We start from the raw sequence: 23664 nt of genomic DNA on the forward strand, positions 1-23664 counted from the left end.
AACGTCGCAACGGGCGGATCGAGGCTGCGGGGGCAGGGGCCCTGCAGTCCTGTCGCGGGTATGGATCATCACCCTTGCCTCTTCCCTGGCACTCTCATCCACCCGTCACCCGCCCGGCCTTCAAGAGATGGGCAGGCGGCCGTCAAAGGGGACGCCCCATCAAGGGCGGCAGGCAAGCTATTTCCGCCGCGGGGGACGAGCCCCCGCTTTGCATCGCGAAACAAATAGCTTGCCTGCCGCCCTCCTCCACATGCGTTCCGGCCCCGAAGGCGGGGTGAAGGCGCGTCCCCAGTGACAGCTTTCGCAGCCCATGAAGGCCGCGCGGGATGACGCGCGGACGAGACATGCCCGGAGGCAAGAACCGATGACGATCCACACCCACGACGACGCGTATGAACCCGCCCACACCGCATCCCAGACTGCCCATGCGCTCGACGAGCTGCAACTCTACGGCTTCCGCCCCTTTGATGAGCCCGATCCGCGCCCGATGCCCGATGGGCAGCGCCTCGCGGTCGCCGTCGCCGACATCTTCGATGCCCTCGTCGCGACCCTGGAAGACACCCGCATGGAACCCGATCTCGAAGAGGTGCTCTGGGGCCAGGTCAACCTCTTCCACCGCGCCACGGCCCGGGTCGAGCGGTCGCTCGATGAAAACGAGCAGGCGCAGCGCCGCCTCCAGCGCGAGCAGGACGGCTCTGAGGTGAAATCCACCGAACTCGAGCGCCTGACGGCCGAAGGTCTGACGCTGATCGAACGGCGCAACTGCATGGACATGATGCGCGATCACGCCGCCACCGAGTTCGTCCATCACACGGGATCGACCTGGCGCCCCCGTACCGGCTCGATGGTGAACCGCCAGCACATGACCGCAGCGCTTATCGACAGCCGTGACTTCCTGGCCGCCAGGCGCCGCGCGGAGACCGAGGTGATGCTCCCCGCTGGCCCCAAGGTCGCCCTCACCGGCGGCACCGACTTCAGCGATCACCGCCTGATCTGGGGCAAGCTCGACCAGGTTCGGACCAAGTATCCCGACATGGTCCTTCTGCATGGCGGAAGCCCGAAGGGCGCAGAGCTGATCGCCGCCAAATGGGCCGAGGCCCGGAGCGTGACGCAGGTGGCCTTCAAGCCTGACTGGACCAAGCATGCCAAGGCCGCCCCCTTCAAGCGCAACGACGCGATGCTCGAGGTGCTGCCGGTGGGTGTTCTGGTCTTCCCGGGCACTGGCATCCAGGAAAACCTCGCCGACAAGGCCAAAAAGCTCGGCATCCCGGTCATGAAGTTCGAGAAGGGGGCGTGAGCCCCCGACTTCAATCCGGGACAGAACATTGTGGAAACGTCAAAGAGCGCTTGATATTGTGGTCTCGAGAGAGGCATCAACAACATGTTCGACACATCGCAGCAAATGGAAGTGTTCCCGACGACGGTCGATCTCAAGCGGATCGACCCGTCTCTCAACATGCGGCGCTTCTATCGAATGAGCGTTCAGCCGGACCTGTTTGGCGGCGCATGCCTCGTGCGGGAATGGGGCCGTATCGGGTTTCGAGGGCAGATGCTAATCGAACGGCACCCGGACGAGGGGCATGCTGTGACCGCCCTATTGAAGCTCGCAGCGACGAAGCATCGCCGAGGATACTTACGTTCTAGCTAGCTGATCTTTTGGGCTCTGATAGTCCAAGACCAGTCCCTGGGGTATCGACGCCTGAATGGTCGACTTCCACGGCAACGCCTTGAAATTCGATTGATAATCTCGGTGTCACTCCCTAAGGTTGTCGCAGGCCCAGAAAATGGGCGCGCATAGTTACAATGCGCATTGGGATACCGGGAGGCCAGGGTGGATAGCGACAGGTCAGAACTTCGATGGGGAGTCGAGCAACGTCTCGAGTTCATAGAGTTCCGCTTGTTCTGGGAGGGGCATGTAAACCGGAGTGACCTCATGGATCAGTTCGGTGTCTCGGTCAACCAAGCGTCCACTGACCTAAATCGCTACATCGGCTTTGCTCCGGCGAACATGGTCTACGACAAGAGTGCGCGGACTTATGTGCGAGGCAGTGCTTTCCAACCACAATTTCTGGAACCTGATGCCAGTCGCTATCTAGCTCAGCTACGGTCCGTGGCCGAAAACATTCTTGACCGTGAAGACTCTTGGATCGCTAATCTTCCGTCCTTTGCCTCTGCGCCGACGCCGGTCCGTGGGGTTGACCCCGTGACGCTTCGGTCCGTTGTGGGAGCGATCAGGCGATCCGAAGAGGTCGAGATCCGATACCAGTCCCTTTCCAGCCCAGATCCGCGATGGCGGTGGATTGCGCCTCACGCGATTGCCTTCGATGGATTTCGCTGGCACGCCCGCGCGTTTTGTCTAACCGACGAGTGTTTCAAGGATTTCCTTCTTTCCCGGATGATTGAGATTCGTGGCTCACGCGAAAGCGGGACATCGGCCGATGATGATCTCGACTGGAATTCAGAAGTCGTCCTTGAAGTGGCTCCTCATCCCGAACTGTCAGAAACGCAGGCTAAGGTCATTGCCCTCGACTACGGGATGCGTGGCGGCAGCGCGAAGATAAAGGTGCGCCGCGCGCTGCTCTACTACGCGCTGAGGCGCTTGGGATTGGATACAGATCCCGCCGCCCGGCGCCCGCAAGACCAACAGATTGTCCTTATGAACGCCCCCGAAATCGGGCACTCGACACCGAGGGTCTCGGCGCCTGTGAGCGGAGGCGTAAACGGATGATCGAGGCACTTGAACGCGTTGTTGACGATCTTGCTGTGGTGAACAGCAAACTATTGCTGCTGATTGGCGCGCCAAATTCCGGGAAAAGCGACTTGCTTCGCCAACTGGCTGGACACCGAAAGCTGCACATCCTCAACATTGGAGCTGCCCTCGGGCGAGAACTGCTGACAATCCCGAGCCCCAGGAGACACCTTCAAGCAGCCGACCTTCTGAAAGGGTTGGCGGATGAGTTTTCGCGGGAAGGACTTCTCCTCATGGACAATCTCGAACTCCTGTTCGATCAGGAGTTGAAGCTAAGTCCGCTCGATTTGCTCCGGCGGCACTCTCAGGCGCGGCGCGTTGTTGCCGCTTGGCCGGGGACGCTCATAGACAACAGGCTGTCGTATGCAACGACAGGGCATCCAGAATATCAGGACTACAGCTGTGATGGCGTGGTTCCGTTCAGAGTTAATTGAAAGGAAATCTCGAGATGGCAATGCGTTACGGCGATCTCATTCAATTTGAGCCCATTGAATCGGTTATTCAGCTTCTCGATGCAGATCGTCCAGACGAAGCCAAGAAGCTTGTGTCCACCTATGTCATCTCGGATGACATGGCCGAACGCATTGCCAAGCTCATGATCCCGCAGCTCTCATTTGATGAGGCTGTGGACCACAAAGGCGTCTTGGTGGTCGGGAACTACGGCACTGGTAAGTCGCACTTGATGTCAGTGCTGTCACTTGTCGCCGAGGATGCGGCATATCTGCCGATGATCCAGCACCCCAAAGTGGCCGAGGCTGCAAAGACAATTGCGGGCCGCTTCAAAGTGCATCGGATTGAGATTTCGAGTCAGATGTCATTGCGCGACATCATCACCCAACAGCTTGAGGTGTTCCTAGAAAAGCACGGCGTGACATATGCGTTCCCGCCTGCCGACAAGGTCATCAATAACAAGGCTGCGTTCGAGGAGATGATGTCGGCTTTTGCGGAGGTCCACCCTGATCAAGGTGTTCTCCTCGTTGTCGATGAGTTTCTCGAGTACCTGCGGTCGCGCAAGGACCACGAACTTGTGCTCGACTTGTCCTTCCTCCGCGAGATCGGGGAGGTTACCAAACATCTCCGTTTCCGTTTCGTTGCAGGCGTTCAGGAAGCGATCTTCGATAGCAGCCGCTTTCAACATGTGGCGGATAGCCTGCGGAGGGTGAAGGACCGCTTCACTCAGGTCTTGCTGGCAAGACAAGATGTCAGTTTCGTTGTCGCGGAACGTCTCTTGAAGAAGTCCGCGGACCAGCAGGACAAGATCCGCGCTTACCTTGCACCATTCTCGAAATTCTATGGCTCAATGAATGAGCGGATGGACGAGTATGTGCGTTTGTTCCCAGTACACCCAGACTACATCGGGACGTTTGAGCGCCTGGTTTTCACCGAGAAGCGGGGCGCGTTGGTGACCTTGCGTGATCAGATCCAGGCAATCCTTGACGATGAAGTTCCTTCAGATCGGCCTGGTCTAATCGGCTTCGACAAGTTTTGGGACACTGTCGCAACAAACTCCGTCTTGCGCTCAGATCCGAATATCGGGCCAGTGCTCAAGGTCTCAGAAGTGCTTGCGGAGAGGGTCTCCAAGGCGTTCACTCGGCCGGCCTATAAGCCGATGGCGCTTCGCATCATTGACGGCCTTTCAGTCCACCGCCTGACGACGGGCGGGGACATCTATGTGCCGGTCGGACCGACGGCCGAGGAACTGCGCGACACGCTTTGCCTGTTTCAGCCGGGTATTGAAGACATGGGTGGCGACCCGTCTGACGACCTACTCACCGCGGTCCAGACCACGCTTCGAGAGACCCTCAAGACGGTAAACGGTCAGTTCATCTCCAAGGCGCCAGACACCGAGCAATACTATCTCGACCTGAAAAAGGACGTCGACTACGACGCGCAAATCGAGAAGCGGGCCGAGGCTCTTTCGGAGGATGCGCTTGATCGTGCTTACTACGGCGCCATTCGCCAACTCATGGAGCGCACGGACGAGTCCAGTTACGTGACGGGACACCAGATTTGGCAATACCAGATCGAGTGGCAGGAACGTCGCGTCGAACGGATTGGCTATCTATTCTTTGGTGCGCCGAACGACCGGCCGACCGCTCAGCCAGAGCGGGATTTCTATTTGTACTTCATCCAGCCCTTTGATCCCCCGCGTTTCCGTGATGAGCAGAAGCCCGACGAGGTCTTCTTCCGTCTGAAAGCACCAGACGAAACCATCAAGCGATTGCTGAGCTTCTACGCCGCCGCCCAGGAACTGGCCTCCACGGCAAGTGGTGGCGCGAAAGGCGTGTATCTCGACCGCGGTCGCGATGCGCTGCGCGAAATGAGCAAATGGCTGCAGGAAAAACAGCTGGAGGCATTCGAGGTCACGTTCCAAGGCAAGTCCAAGACACTTCGTGACTGGACCAAAGGTATTTCACTCAGGGATAAAGCGCGCTTGGGGCCGGACGAGCGCATCAACTTCCGCGACGTCGTCAACGTGATCGCGGGGATCGCGCTAAGCAGCCGGTTCGCCGATGTTTCGCCCGAATACCCAACATTCTCGGCGCTCGTGACGGAGTCCAACCGAAAGCAGCTCATTGGAAATGCGCTTCGTGCTCTCACGGGGAGCAACCGTACGAAAGACGCTGTGATCGTCCTGGATGGCCTCGAAATGCTCGATGGTGATCGCATCGACCCCGTTCAATCTCGATACGCTCAGGAGGTTCTCGCGCGGCTGAAGGCCAAAGGTCATGGGCAAGTGCTTAACCGCAGTGAGTTGCTCGTTGGAAATGCGGATATCGAATATTTCAGCCCTGACAAGTACCGGCTCGAGACCGACCTATTGGTCACGGTGCTTGGGTCACTGGTCTATTCCGGTGACATTGTCCTCGCGATTACCGGGGACAAAATTGACTCCGGCAAGATCGGGCTTCTCGCGGATCGTCCGCTCGATAAGTTGAAGCAGTTCAAGCATGTTGAAGCGCCGAAGGAGATCAACGTTGCCGTGCTCCGGTCACTCTTCGAGATGCTGGAGTTGCCGCCGGGTCTCGCGCAGCAAGCAACTCAAGGCTCGGATGAACCGGTCAAGGCGCTTCAGGAGGAAGTCAGCAAGCTCACAAAACGTGTGCTTGCAGCCTCCACCGACATGGCAAACCGGCTTAGCTTTTGGGGCCAGCCTCTCCTGCGCGAGGAAGAAATCCGCGACTGGAGATCGAAGCTCGACGAGCTCAAGGCCTTCTCGGAAAGCCTGTCGCCCTACAACACGGTCGGCAAGCTCAAGAACCTGCGCATTGGGTCTGATGATATCGCAGCCCAGAAAAAGAACCTTGAGGTTCTGAACTCCGTGGAAGGACTCATCAGCCTGATCGGCGAACTTGGGAACACGGCAAGCTATCTTGGCCAGGCCGAGATGGTGCTGCCGTCTGACCACGCATGGGTGAAGCAGGCTCAGGATACGCGCAAGCAGGTCCTCGACGCATTGTCGGCGAGCCGAACTGGACAGAATGGATCTGAACACCGGCAGACGCTCGCCAAGCTCAAAAAGGACTATGTGACGGCTTATGTCAGCCTGCACAGCAAGGCGCGTCTAGGAGTGTCCGAGGACAAGACGAAGACCGCGCTGCGCAAAGACTCTCGGCTCGTCGCCATGCGGGCTTTGGCGAATATCTCGCTGATGCCGACAAGCCAGCTCACCACGTTCGAGGAGAAGCTCGACAAGTTGAAGAGCTGTGCCTCGCTGATCGACTCCGAACTGGCGGCGAGCCCGGTTTGCCCGCACTGCAACTTCCGCCCGGCGAATGAGCAGGGCGACATGCTGCCCGCGGCCAATGTGCTCAAGCAACTCGATGACGAGCTTGATCAGCTGCTGGACGGGTGGGTGCAGACGCTTCTCGACAACCTCGAGGACCCGATCATCCAGTCCAACTTTGAACTTCTGAAGGAAGGGTCGCGCAAGATCGTCACCGGCTTTGTCGACAGCAAGTCATTGCCCGATCCGGTCACGCCCGAGTTCATCAGTGCAGTGCAAGAGGCGCTGTCCGGCCTCGACAAGGTCGTCGTTTCGGGAAGCGACATTCGGCAGGCCTTGCTTCAGGGCGGATCGCCCGCGACACCCGAAGACCTGCGCAAGCGGTTCGAGGCGTTCCTGACCGACCGCTGCAAGGGCAAGGACACCACCAAGCTGCGCTTCGTGGTCGAGTGAACTTCCGCCAACCGATATTGAGATGAGACGAACCGATGACTGAACAATTGAAGATGGGTGGCGGCAAGAACGACGGGCCGATCGAATGCCTGGGTATGACGTTCCCGAGCGATGACGCGCGCCGGGAGCACTTCTTGAAGCTCTTGGCCGAGAAGCTTAAAGAGCCTGAGTTCCGTGCGCGTGAGGGGTTTCCGAAGGGATCAGACGACGCAATCCTCGCGATGTCCGACCCGCCGTACTACACCGCTTGCCCCAATCCCTGGTTGACGGATTTTGTTGACCACCATGGGAAGCCCTATGATCCAGAGCGCGAGTACTCTCGCGAACCCATGGCAATTGACGTTTCGGTTGGAAAGACCGACGCAATCTATAAGGCGCACTCCTACCATACCAAGGTGCCGCATCTGGCTATTGTGCCTTCGATCCTTCACTTCACCGAGCCAGGTGACATTGTGCTCGACGGCTTTGCCGGATCAGGCATGACCGGTGTTGCGGCGCAGTGGTGCGGTACAGCACCGGCTGCATACCGTCATCAGCTAGAAATGGAATGGAAAAAGGCAGGTATGGCGGCGCCAAAGTGGGGCGCGCGTCGTGCTGTCCTAAACGATCTTTCCCCGGCGGCCACGTTTATCGGTGCCAATTATAACCTTCCGTTTGACGTCGACGGCTTCGCCAAGGCGGGCAAGCAGTTGCTCGCCGAAGTCGAGCGTGAAATCGGTTGGATGTATGAGACGCTTCATACCGATGGAAAGACAAAGGGCAGGATCGAATTCACGGTTTGGAGCCAACTCTACAGCTGTCCCGAATGCTCTGGTGAGATCAACTTTACCGAAGAGGCGCTGGATGAAGATACCAAACGTGTAAAAGACAGCTTTCCCTGTCCACATTGTGGAGCTGAGCTCAAGAAGGTAAAACTGGAGCGGCTACTTACAGCAAAGCTCGACCCGGCGACTGGAAAAACGCTCGATGTTCCTAAGCGAGAACCTGCCTTAATCTCATACAGTATTGGGAAGACACGCTACGAGAAGCGACCGACTGCTGAAGATATAGCATTGCTAGATCGCATCGAGGCTATGTCGCTTCCTCCAACGATGCCTACAATCGAAATTCCGCCCATGCATATGACACACGAGCGTGCGCGTATGGACTACTCTGGTGTAACTCATATCCATCATTTTTTCCTTCCGCGTGCGGCTCAAGCGATGGGCTTGCTATGGGAAAAAGCGAGTGCCCATCCGAGTAGAAGAATACGCGCATTTCTTCTGTTCATGGTGGAGCAGTCGATTTGGGGCTTTTCAATCTTGAACCGATACAGTCCATCTCACTTCTCTCAGGTTAACCGTGCTCTCAATGGGGTTTACTATGTTGCTTCTCAAACCTCTGAATGTAGTCCGCAGTATAATCTTGGCGGAAAACTAAACCGCCTAGTCAAAGCGTTTCAGACCTTCAGGGTCAAATCGACTTTTGCTGCAGTTACGACTGGCACAGCCGCTAAGCTACCTTTGCCGGCCGCAAGCATCGACTATATCTTCACGGATCCGCCGTTTGGCGAGAATATCTACTACGCGGATCTGAACTTCCTTGTGGAATCTTGGCATGGTGTCACAACAGATGCCGAGCCAGAGGCGATTATTGATCGCTTCAAAAAGAAGGCGTTGCCCGACTATCAACGTCTGATGCAGCAATGCTTTGCGGAATATAACCGTGTCCTCAAGCCGGGTCGCTGGATGACGGTGGTGTTCTCAAACAGCAAGGCCTCGGTCTGGAATGCCATCCAGGTTGCGCTTCAGCAGGCAGGTTTCGTCGTTGCAGAGGTGAATGCGCTCGACAAAGTCCAAGGCAGTTACCGTCAGGTGACATCCACAACCGCGGTAAAGCAGGACCTTGTCATTTCTGCATACAAACCGAATGGCGGTCTGGAGAAACGGCTCGCAGAACGAGGTGCCGCTCCCGACTCAGCATGGGATTTCGTCGGAACCCACCTTCGTCAGTTGCCAGTTACCAAGGGTAAAGGCGGTTTGCTCGAGATGGTCGTGGAACGCGACCCGCGCCGGATCTACGATCGCATGGTTGCGTGGTTTGTTCGCCATGATTATCCGGTCCCTCTGTCTACAGAGGAATTTCTGGACGGGCTGCGAAGCCGGTACCCCGAGCGCGACGGCATGGTCTTCTTGCCCGAGCAGGTGGCAGAGTATGACCGCAAACGTGCTCAAGCGGCTCAAGCTCCGCAGATGGAACTGTTCGTTTCGGATGAGCGCTCGGCGATCGACTGGCTGACCGATTTCCTGCGCAAGCGGCCTTCGACCTATCAAGAGGTGCATCCCGAATTCACGACCCAGGTCGGTGCCGGCTGGAAAAAGCACGAAGAGAAGCCCGAGCTCTCTGCGTTGCTTGAAGACAACTTCCTGCGCTTCGACGGCAACGGCGACGTGCCGAGCCAGATCCACAGCTACCTCTCAACCAATTTCAAGGATCTCCGGGGTCTTGAGAAGGAAGACCCGCGCCTGAAGGCAAAGGCGAAGGACCGCTGGTATGTGCCCGATCCGAACAAGGCGAAGGATCTGGAACAGAAGCGCGAACGGTCTCTGCTGAAGGAGTTCGAAGCCTACAAGACCGCGAACAAGCGCCAGCTCAAGGAGTCGCGCCTCGAGGTCTTGCGCGCTGGCTTCAAGACGGCCTGGGCTGCGAAGGACTACAAGACGATCATTGGCATAGCCGAGAAGCTGCCGGACGAGACGCTGCAAGAGGATGAAAAGCTCCTGCTCTGGTACGACCAGGCGCTGACCCGTACGGAGGCTGATGCGTGACGCATGGCTCCCAAGACTTTGGCATTGGCGCGTGGTGCTGGCATGAACGACATGCCGCACCCTGCCGCATCGTGGACCGGGAGGAGATGTGGGGCGAAACCGCATACCGCGTCTGGCTCCCGGGCAAGGATGCCGTTGTCCGTGCCAGGTCTCGGGAGCTAGGGCCACTCGACGCTGTCCGAACGACAGTCGACCAGATCCTGCACACGGCCGCCGCGGCAAAGCTTCTGGATGCGCTGGAAGACAATCTGCTTCTGGCGCCGATCCAGTCGAGCGTCGTTCCTTTGCCGCATCAGCTCTACGCCCTGAACCGCGCCATGAGCCGGGATCGGATTCGTTATCTGCTCGCGGATAAGGTGGGGCTCGGCAAGACCATCGAAGCCGGTCTGATCCTTCGGGAGTTGAAGCTTCGCGGCATGGCCAAGCGGATCCTTGTTGTCGCGCCCAAGGGTCTTGTGCGGCAATGGCAGGCCGAGATGCGCCTGCACTTTGGTGAAAACTTTCAGTTCATCGAGCCGTCAGAGCTTTCGGCATACCGTCAGTTCCGCGATGATGAGGAGAATCTCTGGCGGCTGCACGATCAGGCGATCTGTTCGCTGGATTCCGTGAAGCCACTCGAAGGGCGGCGCGGATGGAGCGCGGAGCAACTCAGCACCTACAACCGTGAACGGTTCGAAGACCTGATCTCGGCCAACTGGGACCTTGTGATCATCGACGAGGCTCACCGAATGGGAGGCAGCACGGATCAGGTTGCACGGTACAAGTTGGGCGCGGCACTTGCCGAGGCCGCCCCGTACCTTCTCCTTCTGTCGGCAACGCCCCACCAAGGCAAAACGGATCAATTCCACCGTCTGATGCAGCTGCTGGATCGGGACTCTTCCCCGATGAGAACAGCGTCTCGAGCGACCGCGTGCGCCCGTTCGTTGTGCGGACAGAAAAGAGGCTTGCGATCGATGCTGAAGGCAAGCCTCTGTTCAAGCCACGAATGACCCGCATTCAGGCTGTCGCCTGGCTTGACCGACACAAAGCACAGCAAGGGTTGTACGAAGCGATCACTGAGTATGTTCGCCACGGCTATAACCAAGCCATGGCATCGAAGCAGCGGCACATCGGCTTCTTGATGATCCTTATGCAGCGTTTGGTGACGTCCAGCACCGCAGCTATCCGCGCAACCTTGGAAAAGCAACTCCTCGCCCTGGACGACGACCAGCGACAGCTTCAGCTCTTTTCCACCGAAGGTGTCGGAGACTGGCATGAGCTAACGGGTGATGACCAGATCGATATCGCCGTGGCCTTCGATGCCTTGAATGACGAGCGAAAAGACGTTGAGGCACTCTTGTTCCTCGCTCGTGAGACAGAGGCGCAAGGAACCGACGCGAAAGCCGAGGCACTCCTTGAGCAGATCTACAAGATTCAGCAGGAGGAAAACGATCCTGAACTCAAGGTTCTGGTTTTCACCGAGTTTGTTCCGACCCAGGCCATGCTCGCGGAATTTCTCGAAAGCAGGGGGTTCTCGGTTGCAACGCTCAATGGGAGTATGGACCTCGAGGCGCGTGGCCGCGCGCAGCGGGCATTCTCCAAGGATGTTCGTATCCTGATCTCGACGGACGCTGGCGGCGAGGGCCTCAATCTTCAATTCTGCCATGTCATCATCAACTTCGACATGCCGTGGAACCCGATGAGGGTCGAGCAGCGTATTGGGCGCGTGGACCGCATCGGGCAACCGCATATTGTGCGAGCCATCAATTTCGTACTCGAAGACACCGTCGAACATCGGGTTCGCGAAGTTCTCGAAACAAAGCTCGCTGTGATCGCCGAGGAATTCGGCGTGGATAAAGTTGCCGATGTGATGGATTCGGTCGAGGCGGAGCCACTGTTCGACGAGCTCTTTGTTCAGGGGATCCAAGACCCGGCATCGATCGAAACAGAATGCGATGCCGTTCTGACGCAGCTTCGATCCTCGTTGGCAGAGAACCGGAAGAATAGTGATCTGCTCGCCGACGGCCATGAACTAGAAGCCGATGATGCGCGCAAGTGGCGAGACCATCCGGCACAGTTTTGGCTGGAGCGGGCAATCACAACTGGCCTCCCTGCGCGGGGGGGAGAAGCCAAGAAGGAAGGCGATACCTGGCGGATACGGTGGGCCGATGGCACAGAGTCATCTTCGGTGTGTTTTGATGCGCGCACCGCGGGAGATCGGCCCGAAGTAGAGTGGGTGACGCTGGAAGATCCAAGAGCGCAGGCTTTGATTGCCGATCTTCCGCGTTGTATCGCCGGTCAACCCGTCCCCGCTGTCCGCATTACAGGCCTGCCTGATAGTGTGAAAGGCGCTTGGTCGCTTTGGGAAGTCAGTCTGGCAGCTGACGACTTCAGCCGCCGCCGCTTCCTATCCGTTTTCATCAATGATGAAGGGCGCGCCTTCCAACCAACGGCAAAACGCATTTGGGATATGCTTCTGACGGAGCAGATCGAGCCGATTGCTGCGCCTCAGATCGAGGCGCCGCGCGACTGGTTTGAGAGATCGAAAGGGGCTGCGGTCACGCAAGGAGAGCGGGTGTTCTCCGATCTTGTGACAGAGCACAAGGCTCGGATCGAGGAAGAACGCGGACGCGCACTCTACGCTTTCGAAGCTCGACACCAGGCGATTGGCAGAGTGGGGCTTCAGACTGTTCGTGATTATCGACGGAAGCGGCTGCAGAAAGAACATGAAGCTCGGATGGCGCAGCTCGATGCTGCGGCCTCCTACTCGCCCGATCTCAATGCCCTCCTCGTGTTGCGAATTGGCGAAACGGTGGCTGGTGCACGATGAGTATTTGGGCCGATCGTATCCTGCAGGAGTTTCCTGCAGATCTATCTTGCTTCTGGATCGCCTTGGATCCGGATGGCCTGCTCTTGGATGAGACCATTCTGCTCGGGCTTCGCGAACGCGATTTTGAGGTTCTCCCGTTCGAAGATTCTGTTTCGTTTAGAACCGAGTATGAAGAGCGTTATCGATCCGCATGGGATGTGGGTCAGAAAGGTACCGCGAAGGCGCTCATCCTGCAGTGGCGGGGCGCGGACATCAATTCCATCCCTTGGGACTACATCAGGGCAGCACGACAAGTCAGCCTGAGCTTGGCTGATCTTTTTCCCAATCTGAATTATGGTGTCGTCCGCAAGCTCGACTCTGAACACCATGAAGGGCTGTTCCAAGCCTACCAGAAGCATGTGACGCAGCTGCTCGGTGAGGCTGAGACCAAGAATTTTGTCCTCACGCACATCTTCAGGCTTAGCCCTTATCTGCTGAATCGACCGGAGGATTTCTGGCGAGAAGCTCTGCGGCTTCACTATCGCGGGGCTGGCCTTCCCAGCCTATTTGCAGACCATGTCGCAACCGTTCTTCGGGACTGATCTCTTGGAAGTCTTCCGATTAGTGAACTGCTCGCCTCAAAACCGTTTATGCTCCGCGCAATACAGGAATCTTGGGCGCGTTTCGTCGCAAAATATGGCGTTGAACCTGATGCCCGCGGCACGGATCAGGAGCCGGTCGAAGGTCATGCGTATGACGTGCCCTTTGATCACCCCGACGTAAGGGTGATCATAGATACCATGTTCCTCGAGGGAGCCCTTCAGCCTATTGAGGCAAGTGTCCGTCCTGAGCACCTTCCCGACTGGATACAGGTTGGTCTGATAGATGACCCTCAGGCACTTGCGCATTTGGTGTCGGAGGGAGCGAAAAGGAACGCAGCGAGTTTACCCTCGGAGGGGGCGTCGCATCGAGATTGGGTAGAGGCGGCGCGCCGCCTTGGAGAACTCATCTACCGCTTCAACGAACTGAAAGCGGCGGACGCAGATAACCTGCAGGGGCAGCTCCAGAGTTTGCAAAGAGAGGCCGATGCTCGCCTCAAGGATTGGGTGCTTCAGCATTTCGCAGACTTGCCCTCCCTACCCGTCGCAAAAGCGCCGGTGATGGTACATCACGTGCCGCGCTATCTCGCGATGCGCAGGGGCTTTGGCGAAGATCGAATTGCTCTTCTTGTCTTTGATGGTTTGGCATTGGACCAGTGGGCCCAGATCAGGGACCACCTGTCGACCAAGCTTCCCGACTTTTCCGCCGACGAGGGCGGCTGCTTTGCGTGGCTGCCGACTCTGACGTCAATCTCTCGCCAGGCGCTCTTTTCGGGCCTCAAGCCACGGGAGTTTCAAGGCTCAATGGATTCGACGGCACAAGAGTCGTCTCTCTGGACGAAGTTCTGGCAGGAAAACGGCCTCCGGAAGCCAGAGGTCGTTTTCCAGAAGGGGCTCAAACGTTCCGACAAATTGGCTCTACTCGAGGACGTCCTTTCAAAGCCGACGACCAAGGTTGCGGGCCTTGTCGTTGATATGGTCGATGAAATTGTCCACGGAGCAATGCTTGGGAAACGCGGGATTGCTGGCCAAATTCGCGAGTGGTGCGATACCGGCTTCATTGAAAAGCTGTTTCTCATGCTTGCTCAGCACGGCTATCATATCTACCTGACTGCGGACCATGGCAATGTTGATGCCGACGGCATTGGACGGCTCAGCCAGGGCGTTGTCTCCGAGATGAAGGGTGAGCGCGTCAGGGCCTATCGCAGCGAGGACCTTGCTGCATCCGTTCCGCCCGATATCGATGCTTTTCAGTTTAGCGGTCCAGGGCTTCCGTCCGACTTCTTGCCAGTTTACGCGAATGAACGCGGCGCGTTTGTGCCAAGAGGGAACAAGATCGTGGCTCACGGAGGAATGGCGTTAGAGGAACTGGTTGTGCCGTTTGTGAAGATAAGAATGAAGAAAGAAGAACATGCGAGCGACAGCACCTCAGATAGGATTTGACCGCTTCATCCGCCTCGAGTGGGCGAAAAAAGCGCTGGAAGTCAGGGCCGGTCTCGCTGACATCAGCGAGCTCGATGCTCTGTTGGATGAAGCCCATTCAGGGCCTGCGGCTAGGAAGAAGACCAGAACCGTACTGAACCGCCTTTGGTTGGAGCCGCGAAAGGATCTGGAGCCTTTTGCTCAACGCGGCGTGGAACTGTTTCAATCGGCACCCTCTACCTCGCCGGCGGCCCTGACATGGGGCATGGCTATCGTGACATATCCCTTCTTCGCCAAAGTGGCCGAGATCGTTGGCAGATTGACCTCGCTTCAAGGCGACTGCACGACCGCTGAAGTGCATCGTCGGATGGCAGAAATCTATGGCGAACGTGAGGGGACCAGACGGATGACCAATATGGTCCTTCAGTCTCAGATAGACTGGGCGCTGCTTGATCGAAGCGACAACGGCAAAACGTTAACCCGGAAGAAAGCCTGTGCGTTGGAGGGGTCGGACCTCGTACGTTGGATGACAACCGCCGTTTTGGAAGCCGTAGGTCGTCCTGTCGGACTCGGAACGCTAGAGGCCCAACCGGTGATTTTTCCCTTTGGCCTTGGCGACAATCTTGGCTTTGTTCTCTCATCCGCGTCTGATCTTGATCTGCGCGCGGATAGTGCCGGAACCCAATCTGTCTCGCTCAGAGAATAGGCAACGCCTTTGGCGCTGTCTCACTTCTACGCCAATCATTGTAGCTGGTTCGACGCCCGTGGATTCAGGTTCAACCAGTACCTCGTATGGCGTCGCTCACCAGTTCGGCTGAGCGCACCTTTCTCGACCAGATCCTGCAGATCGCGGGTTGCGGTTGCGCGTGAAGTTCGGGTGATTTTGAGATAGTTGTCGGCGCTGAGGCCGCCTTTGAAACCGCCAGGGCCTTCCTGAAACATTCGAGCGATGGCCTTGGCCTGGCGTTCGTTCAAGTGGTCTCTGTGACGATCGTAGAAGTGTGCCTTGCTGATGAAGAAGCCGACGCGGTCGAGTGTTGCCTGTTGGGCCTTCAAGACAACTTCTGCGAACCAGACGAGCCAATCGGTCACGTCGAGCGTTTTTTGATGCTGCTCGAGCTGATCGTAGTATCCCTTGCGCTCCTTCTCGATGGTGAAGGCGAGCGAGATGAGGGTCGGCTGGCCAATGTTCTGCGCCAGCGACTTTTCAGCGAGGGCGCGACCCAAGCGGCCGTTGCCGTCTTCGAATGGGTGGATACTCTCGAAATAGAGGTGGCTTAGCCCTGCGCGCGTCAGCGCTGGAAGCGGCTCTGCTCCCCCGGCCCGGTCTTGTTGAACCAATCCGCGTATCGCTCCATCTCAGGCATGACCCGCTCCGAGGGCGGCGCTTCGAAATGGATCGTGGGCCGATCAAGGCGGCCGGAAACGATTTGCATCGCCTCGGCGTGTTGTCGGTAGGCCCCAATGGTTTCCAACCGACGGTCATGGGACAGGAGCATCCGATGCCAGCGGTACAGTGTCTCATGGGTTAGCGGCTCTGCAAAACTGGAATAGACGTCGACCATCATTTCCGCGACGCCCTGTTCGCGCGGTTTGGCAGGGTAGCTGTCCGGATCGAGGCCCAGATGGCGGCGCAGCGAAGATTGCACACTGAGCCGATCGAGGATTTCACCCTCGATGGCGCTCGTCTGCATCGCTTCCTCGCTGAGCAGTTCGATGCGGAGTTGCTCGCGTTCCGGCTGGCTGACATGATGGACCGCGCCGAGGATTTCTCCGGACGACAGCAGGAACGTCTGCTCAAACGGCTCCAGAGCGGAGGCGTCATACCGGAAATCCGGCCAACCAGGCAGCGTCCAGTTCCAAGCCATGAGTTATAGACATCCTTTCTATAACTCACATCTAGACCACTTCTGAGGCATAGAAGTCAACTCTATCGCTCAAAGGACCTGCGCGATGGGGTGACCCACAAACCGACGCGAGGCCTTGAGCTATGCCTTTTCAAGGTGCGTCAGACCTTGCTGACGCGGTCTGGGGGCCTTCGGATCGGCGGGGTTTTGTTCCGGCGCTTGAAGAATGGTTCATAGCGAACGTCCGCTATGGCGCCGTCGAACCAGGCAGGCTGCACGTCACCATTGTTCCATTGGTAAAGGTAGCCAACCAGATTCTCAGATGTCTTGCAGAGGATGCGCATGATCGGTTCGCCAGTCAGGCGGGGCTTCATATTCATAATGCGTTCCTCCTAAATGGACCTCGCAACTCGTCACTACTGAGGTCTGAAATTCCTGTTAGCTGGTGTTAGGACTAGGTTTCTGCAACTGCAAGATGAACCGTTCCGGGTGGGCGAAAATCCACCGGCGAAATGCAAGTTATCTTTTCAGATAGGTATCTTACGGTTCATGCGGCGATGCAGCGCGAACCGCAATTTCTTCCAAGATTTTGTCGATCTCGCCCCATATGCGTGGTTCCACTTGGCCGCGGATCAGAGCCCATTTACTCAAGACGTCGAGGGGGTCGTGGTCGCGGAGGAGGACACCCAGGCTGGCCGTATCTACTGCCAGAGATGTACGGGCCTGCCACTGCGTGTTTCGAGTGCGCCGCTCCTCAGCAATTGGCGCAAAGACCGGCGACAGTTGCCAGCCTTTGACTGCACGGCGCAGGGCGGCACGCACCACATGTGCTGGGTCAACACCACAAGTCTCTAGCGCAGCTTCCTGTCGTTCGAGTGCGTTGACCCTGATGTCGATCTTCCGGGTCGGGCTCAATGCGCGCGCCGATACGGGAGCTCTCAGGCTGGTATGCGGGTCAGAGCTTTCCGCGGTGACTTGGTGCGGCGCCACGGTACCTCCCGGCACAAGCTCTGACTCGTGCCGATCAGCGTCAACGTCAGTGGCTGGGGTGCCTGTCTTTGTTGCTGTGACCTGTGCCTCATCTTCCTTCCCGGGAATCTCGCGGTCACCCTGTTGCAGGGTGGCGGCATAGGCTGGGTCTGGCCTAGTGATGGTCGGGATCTTCTTGCGCAATCGACTGTCCTCACGCAGCAAGAATATTGTTGAGGATGTCCGTCGCCTCCTCGAGCGCCTCGACGACATGACGTACATGTGGACGCATCAGAGGGTTTGGATCAGATTGCTTTTCCAGCGCCAAGGCGTGGAGAAGCCCCTTCTGGTCCATCTCCTTGTAGGTGTTCCGCCGCATCATGACGGTCTCAATCACCGGAAAACGGGTGAGCGCTTCTTCAATCAGGGCCGCGTCAGCACGGGTCGTTTTCGGGTCAACCATGTTGAGGACGACGTGGTGGCGCGGAAGGCTGGAGGGGTCGTCAACGCGGGATTTCAGTTTCTCAAACCAATCAGCTGTCTGCGCTCCGACATCGAAATCAGACGTCGACAGCATGACGGGCGTCACGATGTGGTCCGCAAGCACCGCGATGCCGTCTGACCATTCGGCACCGACCCCTGCGGTATCGATGAAGATGAAGTCTGCCGTGCCTGCCATGTAGACCTGATCGATCTGATCCTCGACACCCGCCACGCTTTCGACGGTGGCCGAGCAGAGAAGCGGCGAACTCAGCCCACCGGCTTGCGCCCGAGTATGCCAGGCCCCGAGTACCCTCGTGCTGTCCGTGTCGATCAATATCACTCTGCGTCCGGCGGCGATCGCGGCGCTGATCAAGGCGCGCGAAAGCGTCGTTTTTCCACTGCCCCCTTTCCGGGCCATCGCTGCGACCACCACAAGATTTTCGTTCGGCATTCTGATCCTCCGCAAAAATAGTGAATCGCAACGATAATACCAAAATGTCGCTAAACGCATGAGGCGGAGGGGTCAAGCAGAAGTCGGGATGCGACCCGCGTTTGGCATGCAGCGGGCGGCGTTGTGCTATGACCGTGCGACGTCTGCCGTGGCGCCTTCAGCATTCGTCGCGGGGCACCGCACACCCTCCAAATGTCGGGATGCGCTCGGCGATGTACTGCGGACGGAATGCAGGTGACGGATAGCGCGCTCCAGACGACGGGAGGCAGTCTCGCGTATGTCGTTCTGCGGGTGACGCGAGACGGTCAGCACGCAGCAAAGCCCGTCTTGCGGGGTGCAAGAGACGGGGTGCAAAAGACGCGATGCGCGATGCGGGGACCGCATCGCGTGGTGCAATGAGCGCGAAGCGCGATCCATTTGACTAAGGACGGGAAATCGCCCCTACAGGGCGATTTTCTACATTGAGTACAAGCCCTTATGGCCGACTTCACTTGCGTTGGGAGTCGGCGGGCTTGTACGAAGTTGGCAAGAAATAGGAACGTTAACTTCAAAATGCCCCGCCGTCGCAGACTGTCAGAGATCGAACGATCGACCATCGCCCAGGAGCGCCGGAACGGCGTCTCCGCGGCGTCATTGGCCGCGCGCTACGATGTCAGCCTGAAGACGATCTACAACGTGGTGAACCACCGGGATGAGCGTCAGACAGCGAACGGCAGCCGATCGCGGGTTGTGGGGATCCGGGTCTCGGACGACGACCTGCGCCGGTTCGACGCGGCGCTGTCGCGGCGCGGGATTGCGCACCGCTCGGATGCCATGCGCCGCCTGATGCTGGCGGCCGAAGGTGTCTTCCTGCCCGACGACGAGATGTGTGACGAGTTGCGCAATCTCGGCGCCGCGCTCAACCGGGTCGGCAACAATGTGAACCAGATCGCGCGACGTCTGAACGAGGCCAAGCTGCGGGGCGAGAGACTGTCCTACCCGGCCTCAAGCCACCGTGACGTCCGCGCCCTTGCGGGTCTGGTCTTCGATCTGGCCGACCAGGTTCAGGAGATGTCGCGTGCGCGGCGCAGCGTGCTGGACCTTGAGATCAGCTCTACCCTGGCGGACCTCGCCGAGAGGGATGAAAATGGAGCGGAGTGACCGGGTCCGTGGCATCGACCCGGCGCTATTTGACCGCGGCTGGAGCCGAGTTTCGGGATCCTGGCAGGGGCTTTCCAAGGGCGCGCAGATGGTTCGGGCCGCGCGCGGCTATTCGCCAGCGATCTTCAAGGCTATCTCGAAAGGGGGCTGCCACACCGGGGCGCAGCTACGGGCTCAGCTCACATATCTCACGACGAAGTCGACCCATATCCTCGACAGTCGCGGCACCCATGACGGGAAGAAGCAGCTCTCGGAAGCCGAAATCAACCGAGTGGCGCGGCGGTTCGAGAACCAGTGGAACGAGCGCTACAGCCCCAAGCTTGGCCATACGTCGCATCTCCTGATGGCATTCCCGGTTGGGACCAGGGGTGAAGAGGTGCGCGATATCACCCAGGCGGTCTGCGAGAAGTTCTTTCAAGGTGAGGGGTCGCAATTCGACTATATTGCTGCAATACACCAAGATCGCGCGCATCCACATGCGCATATCGTTCTGAACCGCCGCAGCAAGGATGGCGAAATGTTCTTTCTCGGGAAGGATCATCACTTCAACTACGACGCCTTTCGCGAGGCGATGGTCGAGGCGGCCCGGGTTCATGGGATCCGCCTTGAGGCGACGCGTCGTCTGGATCGCGGCGTCACGACCTACCGCGCCGAGATCGATGAAATCTACAAGGCCCGCGACGAAGGTCGTCCCCCAGTCGAGCGCCAGAGAACCGGTGCTGACTTGGCGGCCGCACTGGAAACCGTCCGGCACAACGCTTTGATCTATCGCGGGCTCGCGGCGGAGGCGTCCCGTTCGAATTTCGAAGACGTGTCCGAGGCGCTCGAGAGGGCCAGCACCATCCTTGCCAGTGGCGGTCAGATTCAATCTGACGGAGCCATCTACATGTCCCAAGACGAAGCAGCGTTCGACACGCTGATCACCGAGTTTTCTCAGAACATTCGCCAGATCGAGGCGGCGATCGACAGGGCGCCGGCGGCCGAGAGGCCGGTGATCGAGCGCAAGCTGACCGACGTTCTGGCCTCGGTCGCGCATTTGAACCCGCTCGGGGATCGCTCCGCCGCCCTGGTCGATGCCCCATCCCGGGACGGCATCTATGCAAGGCCGAACTTAAGTGAAGAACACCTCGCGCGTCTTGACGATGGAGAGGTGGCATCAAAGCTGGCCGAGGCGTTGCAAGGCACGGGCATCGATGCCGAGTCTGTGGCCGCGCGCCTGCGGGAGGGGGCAGGCAATGCCGCATTGGAGCGCCAGTGGCTGGCACAGGATCTGCAGGGGATTGCCAAAGCAAGCGACCTCGATCTGGAGAAATCTGCAGACCGGGAAGAAGCGCTCGACCGGCTGGAAGCCGTGCATGTTCGGTTGGGCGATGTCCTGACCGACGTACGCGTCCTTCGCGCGCCAACCGAGATCGACGAGGTGGACAACGCTGAGCCAGCGCTCGGCGAGCGGTTGGCGGCACCCGGGGGTGATCTCGAGAAGGACGGGCCCGACATTTTTGCCCCATCGGAGCGGCAGGCGTTCAGGGCGCTGGTGGCGCAGTTCCGTCGGACGGATTTCGATCATCCGTTCTCCGACGACCCGTCTGTAAGGCGAGCCGGCGCCGTGGAGGTTGAAGAGGCCCGCGTCGCGTTCGACGCCTATGCGCAGAGATCTCCGCAACATGCCGAATTGGCCTCGATGGCTTGGGAACAGATGACTGACAGTCGAATGCCGCCGCAATATGCGGTATCGGAGCAGGACCGCACGCTTCATGCTGGCGACATGGACCTCGCCTTGCGGGATCCTTCGGATCATCTCGGTCCGATCACCGAAGAGCTCCGCACCCTCGCCCGCTATCGCACGGAGATGCCGGATGACGAGTTCGGGCAGGCCGTCCAGGACGAAATCAATCACCTTCGTTCGCTCGGCGCGTCGCGTGCCTATATCAGCGAACGCAGTTTCGAGATCGAGGACCAGGCGCGACAGGACTACGCCGAGCGCCGGTATCTGGAGGAGACAGCGCCAACCGTCATGGCCTTTGTGCGAAACGCCGACGTCGAGGGCCCGCTCTCCGAGTTAGAGCAGCAGGACATCGTCCGGCAGATAAACGAGCGACTAAGCCCCGACGCAATCGACGCGCTGCGGGCCGGTAACGCGGACGTCCTGGACACATTCACCGAGGATCCGCTGCGCCAGCTGGAACTCGCCAAGACCTATCTTCAAAGCAGCGAGGTCACCGCGCATGGCCCGGCCATGGAGCGCGTTCTCGATGCATTGGCGGAAGAACTGATAGAAGCGCAGCGCGCGCGCCACGCCGCGGCACATGGTGAGAAGGGGATCACCCATGGATAAAGGCAAGATTGCCCTCGGTGTGTTGAGCCTCGTGCTGGTCGGTCTCGCCATGGGCTATGTCGTGGCGACCGGCTTTGTCATGTTCCGCTATGGGCTTTCTCCCACGCGTTTCGACGTCACCCTGCTTGCCCGCGAATATCGGGGTCTGTCTCAGTCCGCACCAAAAGACTTCCTCTGGGTGAACCTCATCCTTGGCGGCTTCGGCCTGGCATCGCTGATGCTGAGCGTCACGCTTCTGGGGGATGCATTGACCCGCTTCGGGACGACGCATTGGCAAACTCGCAGCGAGATGAAGAGGAACGGTTTCTTTGCCAAACCCGGCGGCGGCTTCCTTCTGGGCAAGCTCGGCTCCCCGAAATCCAAGCGCCCGTTCCTAGTCTCAAAAACCTTCCCCCACGCGCTGATCGTGGCGCCTACAGGCCGGGGCAAGGGCGTGGGGTTCGTGATCCCGAACCTGCTGACCTACAAGGGCTCCGCCGTGGTGCTCGACGTGAAAGGCGAGAACTTCCGCGAGACCTCGCGCTTCCGCACCAGCATGGGGGACAAGGTTTTCCGCTTCGCGCCGACCGACTGGGACCGACCGACACATCGCTACAACCCGCTTGCGCGCATTGCTGCCATGACCAACCCCGACCGGCAGCAGATGGAGCTTAAACTCACCGCGAAGCTCTTTCTGCAGACCGACAATGAAAAGCTGAGCGGGCTTTTGGCCGGGGGTATCGACCTCTTCGTGGCGGCCGGCCTTCTGGCCTTCGAGCGCGGCGTGCCGACCATCGGCGAGATCTATCGCATCACAGCCTCGGGGGGCGACAAGCAGAAGGAATACCTGAAGCGTTCACAGGAGGTGAAGAACAAGTCGGCCAAACTGATCTTCGAGCGTATGGCATCGACCAACAACGACACCCTCACTTCCTACCTCTCCCTCCTGATGACATCGGGCCTCGACACTTGGGACAACCGCGCGATTGACGCGGCCACCGCGACCTCTGACTTCTCATTCCGGGATATCCGCCGCCGCCCGCATGCGATCTATCTCGTGGTCGAGTCAGAGATGATCCGCCCGCTGGCTCCGCTGATCCGCCTCTTCTTCTCGGACCTGATCGCCTCGCTGCAGGCTCAGGAACCTGGAGACGACGAGCCTTGGCCCGTCATGATCATGCTCGACGAGTTCGACCGGCTCGGCAAAATGCCGATCGTCGCCGAGAGCATCAAGACGCTGCGCTCCTTCGGCGGCAACCTCGCCATCGTCACCCAGACGATCCCCGCGCTGGACGAGATCTATGGTGAGAACACCCGCAGGTCGCTTCAGGGCGGCGCAGGTGTGAAGCTCTACCTCACACCGTCCGAGCAGAAGACCATCGAGGAGTTAAGCCAGGCCGTCGGCAAGACCACCAAGCGCGTGGTGACCCGGTCACGCGCGGTCGGGCGCAATCCGTTTGAGGGACGCAGCGTTTCGGAGAGGACAGAAGATACCCCGCTTCTGACAGAGGATGAAGCCCGACGAATGGACCTCGACGAAGTCATCCTCGTGATCGACGCGCAGATGCCGATCCGGGCAAGAAGGGTGAAGTATTTCGAGGACCCTGCCCTGAAGGTGCTGCACGCCGGTCAATCAGGAAGCTTCCCATATCCCGACGAGGACGGGCTGCGGCGGGACCGACAGATGTCCGAACTCGGGAAACGGTGGAGAAGCTGAAGCAGGAGCTGCAGGAGGTGCGTGCGGCAAATGTCGCGCGGGACGAAGGCTCGAACGCGCCGAAGATCAATCCTGTCAGTTTAGCGAAGGCACGCGGTCGCGCGGCACGCGCAGCTGCGAGTGGCGGTGGCCAAGGTCAGTTGTCGCTTGATATCGAAGGATTGGGGATCAGGCATGCAAACCGGACGGCACTGGAAA

At 58.8% G+C, this 23664-nt stretch carries 17 protein-coding genes and 1 pseudogene; 14 read left to right on the forward strand and 4 right to left on the reverse strand.

Annotated elements, in window-relative coordinates:
• Positions 1-364 precede the first annotated feature (364 nt).
• The 11 genes from AC0L4F_RS21595 (at position 365) to AC0L4F_RS21645 (ending at position 15251) form a co-directional block, all read left to right on the forward strand.
• Positions 365-1297, forward strand: a complete 933-nt coding sequence (locus AC0L4F_RS21595) for a DUF2493 domain-containing protein (protein ID WP_244691430.1) — start codon at positions 365-367, stop codon at positions 1295-1297.
• Positions 1298-1381: 84 nt separating this feature from the next.
• A complete protein-coding gene (locus tag AC0L4F_RS21600) occupies positions 1382-1648 on the forward strand; it encodes a WGR domain-containing protein (protein WP_244691431.1) in 267 nt (88 codons plus the stop codon).
• 183 nt (positions 1649-1831) lie between these two features.
• Positions 1832-2728, forward strand: coding sequence for a WYL domain-containing protein (locus AC0L4F_RS21605; RefSeq protein WP_244691432.1), 897 nt, complete (start codon positions 1832-1834; stop codon positions 2726-2728).
• Positions 2725-3183 carry a BREX-3 system P-loop-containing protein BrxF gene (gene brxF / locus AC0L4F_RS21610; RefSeq protein WP_244691433.1) on the forward strand — a complete coding sequence of 153 codons (459 nt, stop codon included), beginning with the start codon at positions 2725-2727 and terminating at the stop codon, positions 3181-3183. The genes AC0L4F_RS21605 and brxF overlap by 4 nt, the downstream gene beginning before the upstream one ends.
• Positions 3184-3197: 14 nt before the next feature.
• Positions 3198-6929 carry a DUF6079 family protein gene (locus AC0L4F_RS21615; RefSeq protein WP_244691434.1) on the forward strand — a complete coding sequence of 1244 codons (3732 nt, stop codon included), beginning with the start codon at positions 3198-3200 and terminating at the stop codon, positions 6927-6929.
• A 35-nt stretch (positions 6930-6964) separates the two neighbouring features.
• Positions 6965-9736, forward strand: a complete 2772-nt coding sequence (locus AC0L4F_RS21620; protein ID WP_244691435.1) for a DNA methyltransferase — start codon at positions 6965-6967, stop codon at positions 9734-9736.
• Positions 9733-10725 carry a DEAD/DEAH box helicase gene (locus AC0L4F_RS21625; RefSeq protein ID WP_244691436.1) on the forward strand — a complete coding sequence of 331 codons (993 nt, stop codon included), beginning with the start codon at positions 9733-9735 and terminating at the stop codon, positions 10723-10725. Before AC0L4F_RS21620 ends, AC0L4F_RS21625 begins: the two co-directional genes overlap by 4 nt.
• Positions 10722-12545 carry a helicase-related protein gene (locus tag AC0L4F_RS21630; protein WP_244691437.1) on the forward strand — a complete coding sequence of 608 codons (1824 nt, stop codon included), beginning with the start codon at positions 10722-10724 and terminating at the stop codon, positions 12543-12545. The genes AC0L4F_RS21625 and AC0L4F_RS21630 overlap by 4 nt, the downstream gene beginning before the upstream one ends.
• Positions 12542-13126 carry a hypothetical protein gene (locus tag AC0L4F_RS21635; protein ID WP_244691438.1) on the forward strand — a complete coding sequence of 195 codons (585 nt, stop codon included), beginning with the start codon at positions 12542-12544 and terminating at the stop codon, positions 13124-13126. The genes AC0L4F_RS21630 and AC0L4F_RS21635 overlap by 4 nt, the downstream gene beginning before the upstream one ends.
• Before the next feature lie 18 nt (positions 13127-13144).
• Positions 13145-14566, forward strand: coding sequence for a BREX-3 system phosphatase PglZ (pglZ, locus tag AC0L4F_RS21640; RefSeq protein ID WP_348524147.1), 1422 nt, complete (start codon positions 13145-13147; stop codon positions 14564-14566).
• Positions 14535-15251, forward strand: a complete 717-nt coding sequence (locus AC0L4F_RS21645; RefSeq protein ID WP_244691440.1) for a hypothetical protein — start codon at positions 14535-14537, stop codon at positions 15249-15251. The genes pglZ and AC0L4F_RS21645 overlap by 32 nt, the downstream gene beginning before the upstream one ends.
• Positions 15252-15286: 35 nt before the next feature.
• Here the strand turns inward: AC0L4F_RS21645 and AC0L4F_RS21650 are convergent.
• The 4 genes and pseudogenes from AC0L4F_RS21650 to AC0L4F_RS21665 all read right to left on the reverse strand — a co-directional run bounded on the left by AC0L4F_RS21650 (position 15287) and on the right by AC0L4F_RS21665 (position 18295).
• Positions 15287-16413: pseudogene (locus AC0L4F_RS21650) on the reverse strand (DUF4172 domain-containing protein).
• A gap of 140 nt (positions 16414-16553) precedes the next feature.
• The gene (locus AC0L4F_RS21655; protein ID WP_244691441.1) at positions 16554-16772 is read right to left on the reverse strand and encodes a hypothetical protein; all 219 of its coding nucleotides are present in this window, start codon (positions 16770-16772) and stop codon (positions 16554-16556) included.
• Between the two features lie 160 nt (positions 16773-16932).
• Positions 16933-17565: a hypothetical protein gene (locus AC0L4F_RS21660; protein ID WP_244691442.1), complete on the reverse strand. Its 633-nt coding sequence runs from the start codon at positions 17563-17565 to the stop codon at positions 16933-16935.
• 10 nt (positions 17566-17575) lie between these two features.
• Complete coding sequence (locus AC0L4F_RS21665) at positions 17576-18295, reverse strand: nucleotide-binding protein (RefSeq protein ID WP_244691443.1); 720 nt, start codon at positions 18293-18295, stop codon at positions 17576-17578.
• 552 nt (positions 18296-18847) lie between these two features.
• Here AC0L4F_RS21665 and mobC point away from each other — a divergent pair.
• Genes mobC through AC0L4F_RS21680 form a run of 3 tightly spaced genes read left to right on the forward strand, consistent with a single transcriptional unit; the run spans position 18848 to position 23466 of the window.
• On the forward strand, positions 18848-19435 hold the full coding sequence (mobC, locus tag AC0L4F_RS21670) for a plasmid mobilization relaxosome protein MobC (protein ID WP_058249092.1): 588 nt from the start codon (positions 18848-18850) through the stop codon (positions 19433-19435).
• The gene (locus AC0L4F_RS21675) at positions 19422-21770 is read left to right on the forward strand and encodes a relaxase/mobilization nuclease domain-containing protein (protein WP_244691444.1); all 2349 of its coding nucleotides are present in this window, start codon (positions 19422-19424) and stop codon (positions 21768-21770) included. The genes mobC and AC0L4F_RS21675 overlap by 14 nt, the downstream gene beginning before the upstream one ends.
• The gene (locus tag AC0L4F_RS21680; protein ID WP_244691445.1) at positions 21763-23466 is read left to right on the forward strand and encodes a type IV secretory system conjugative DNA transfer family protein; all 1704 of its coding nucleotides are present in this window, start codon (positions 21763-21765) and stop codon (positions 23464-23466) included. Before AC0L4F_RS21675 ends, AC0L4F_RS21680 begins: the two co-directional genes overlap by 8 nt.
• Positions 23467-23664: the final 198 nt, after the last annotated feature.

The organism is Marinovum sp. J2-8 (genome assembly GCF_055808435.1).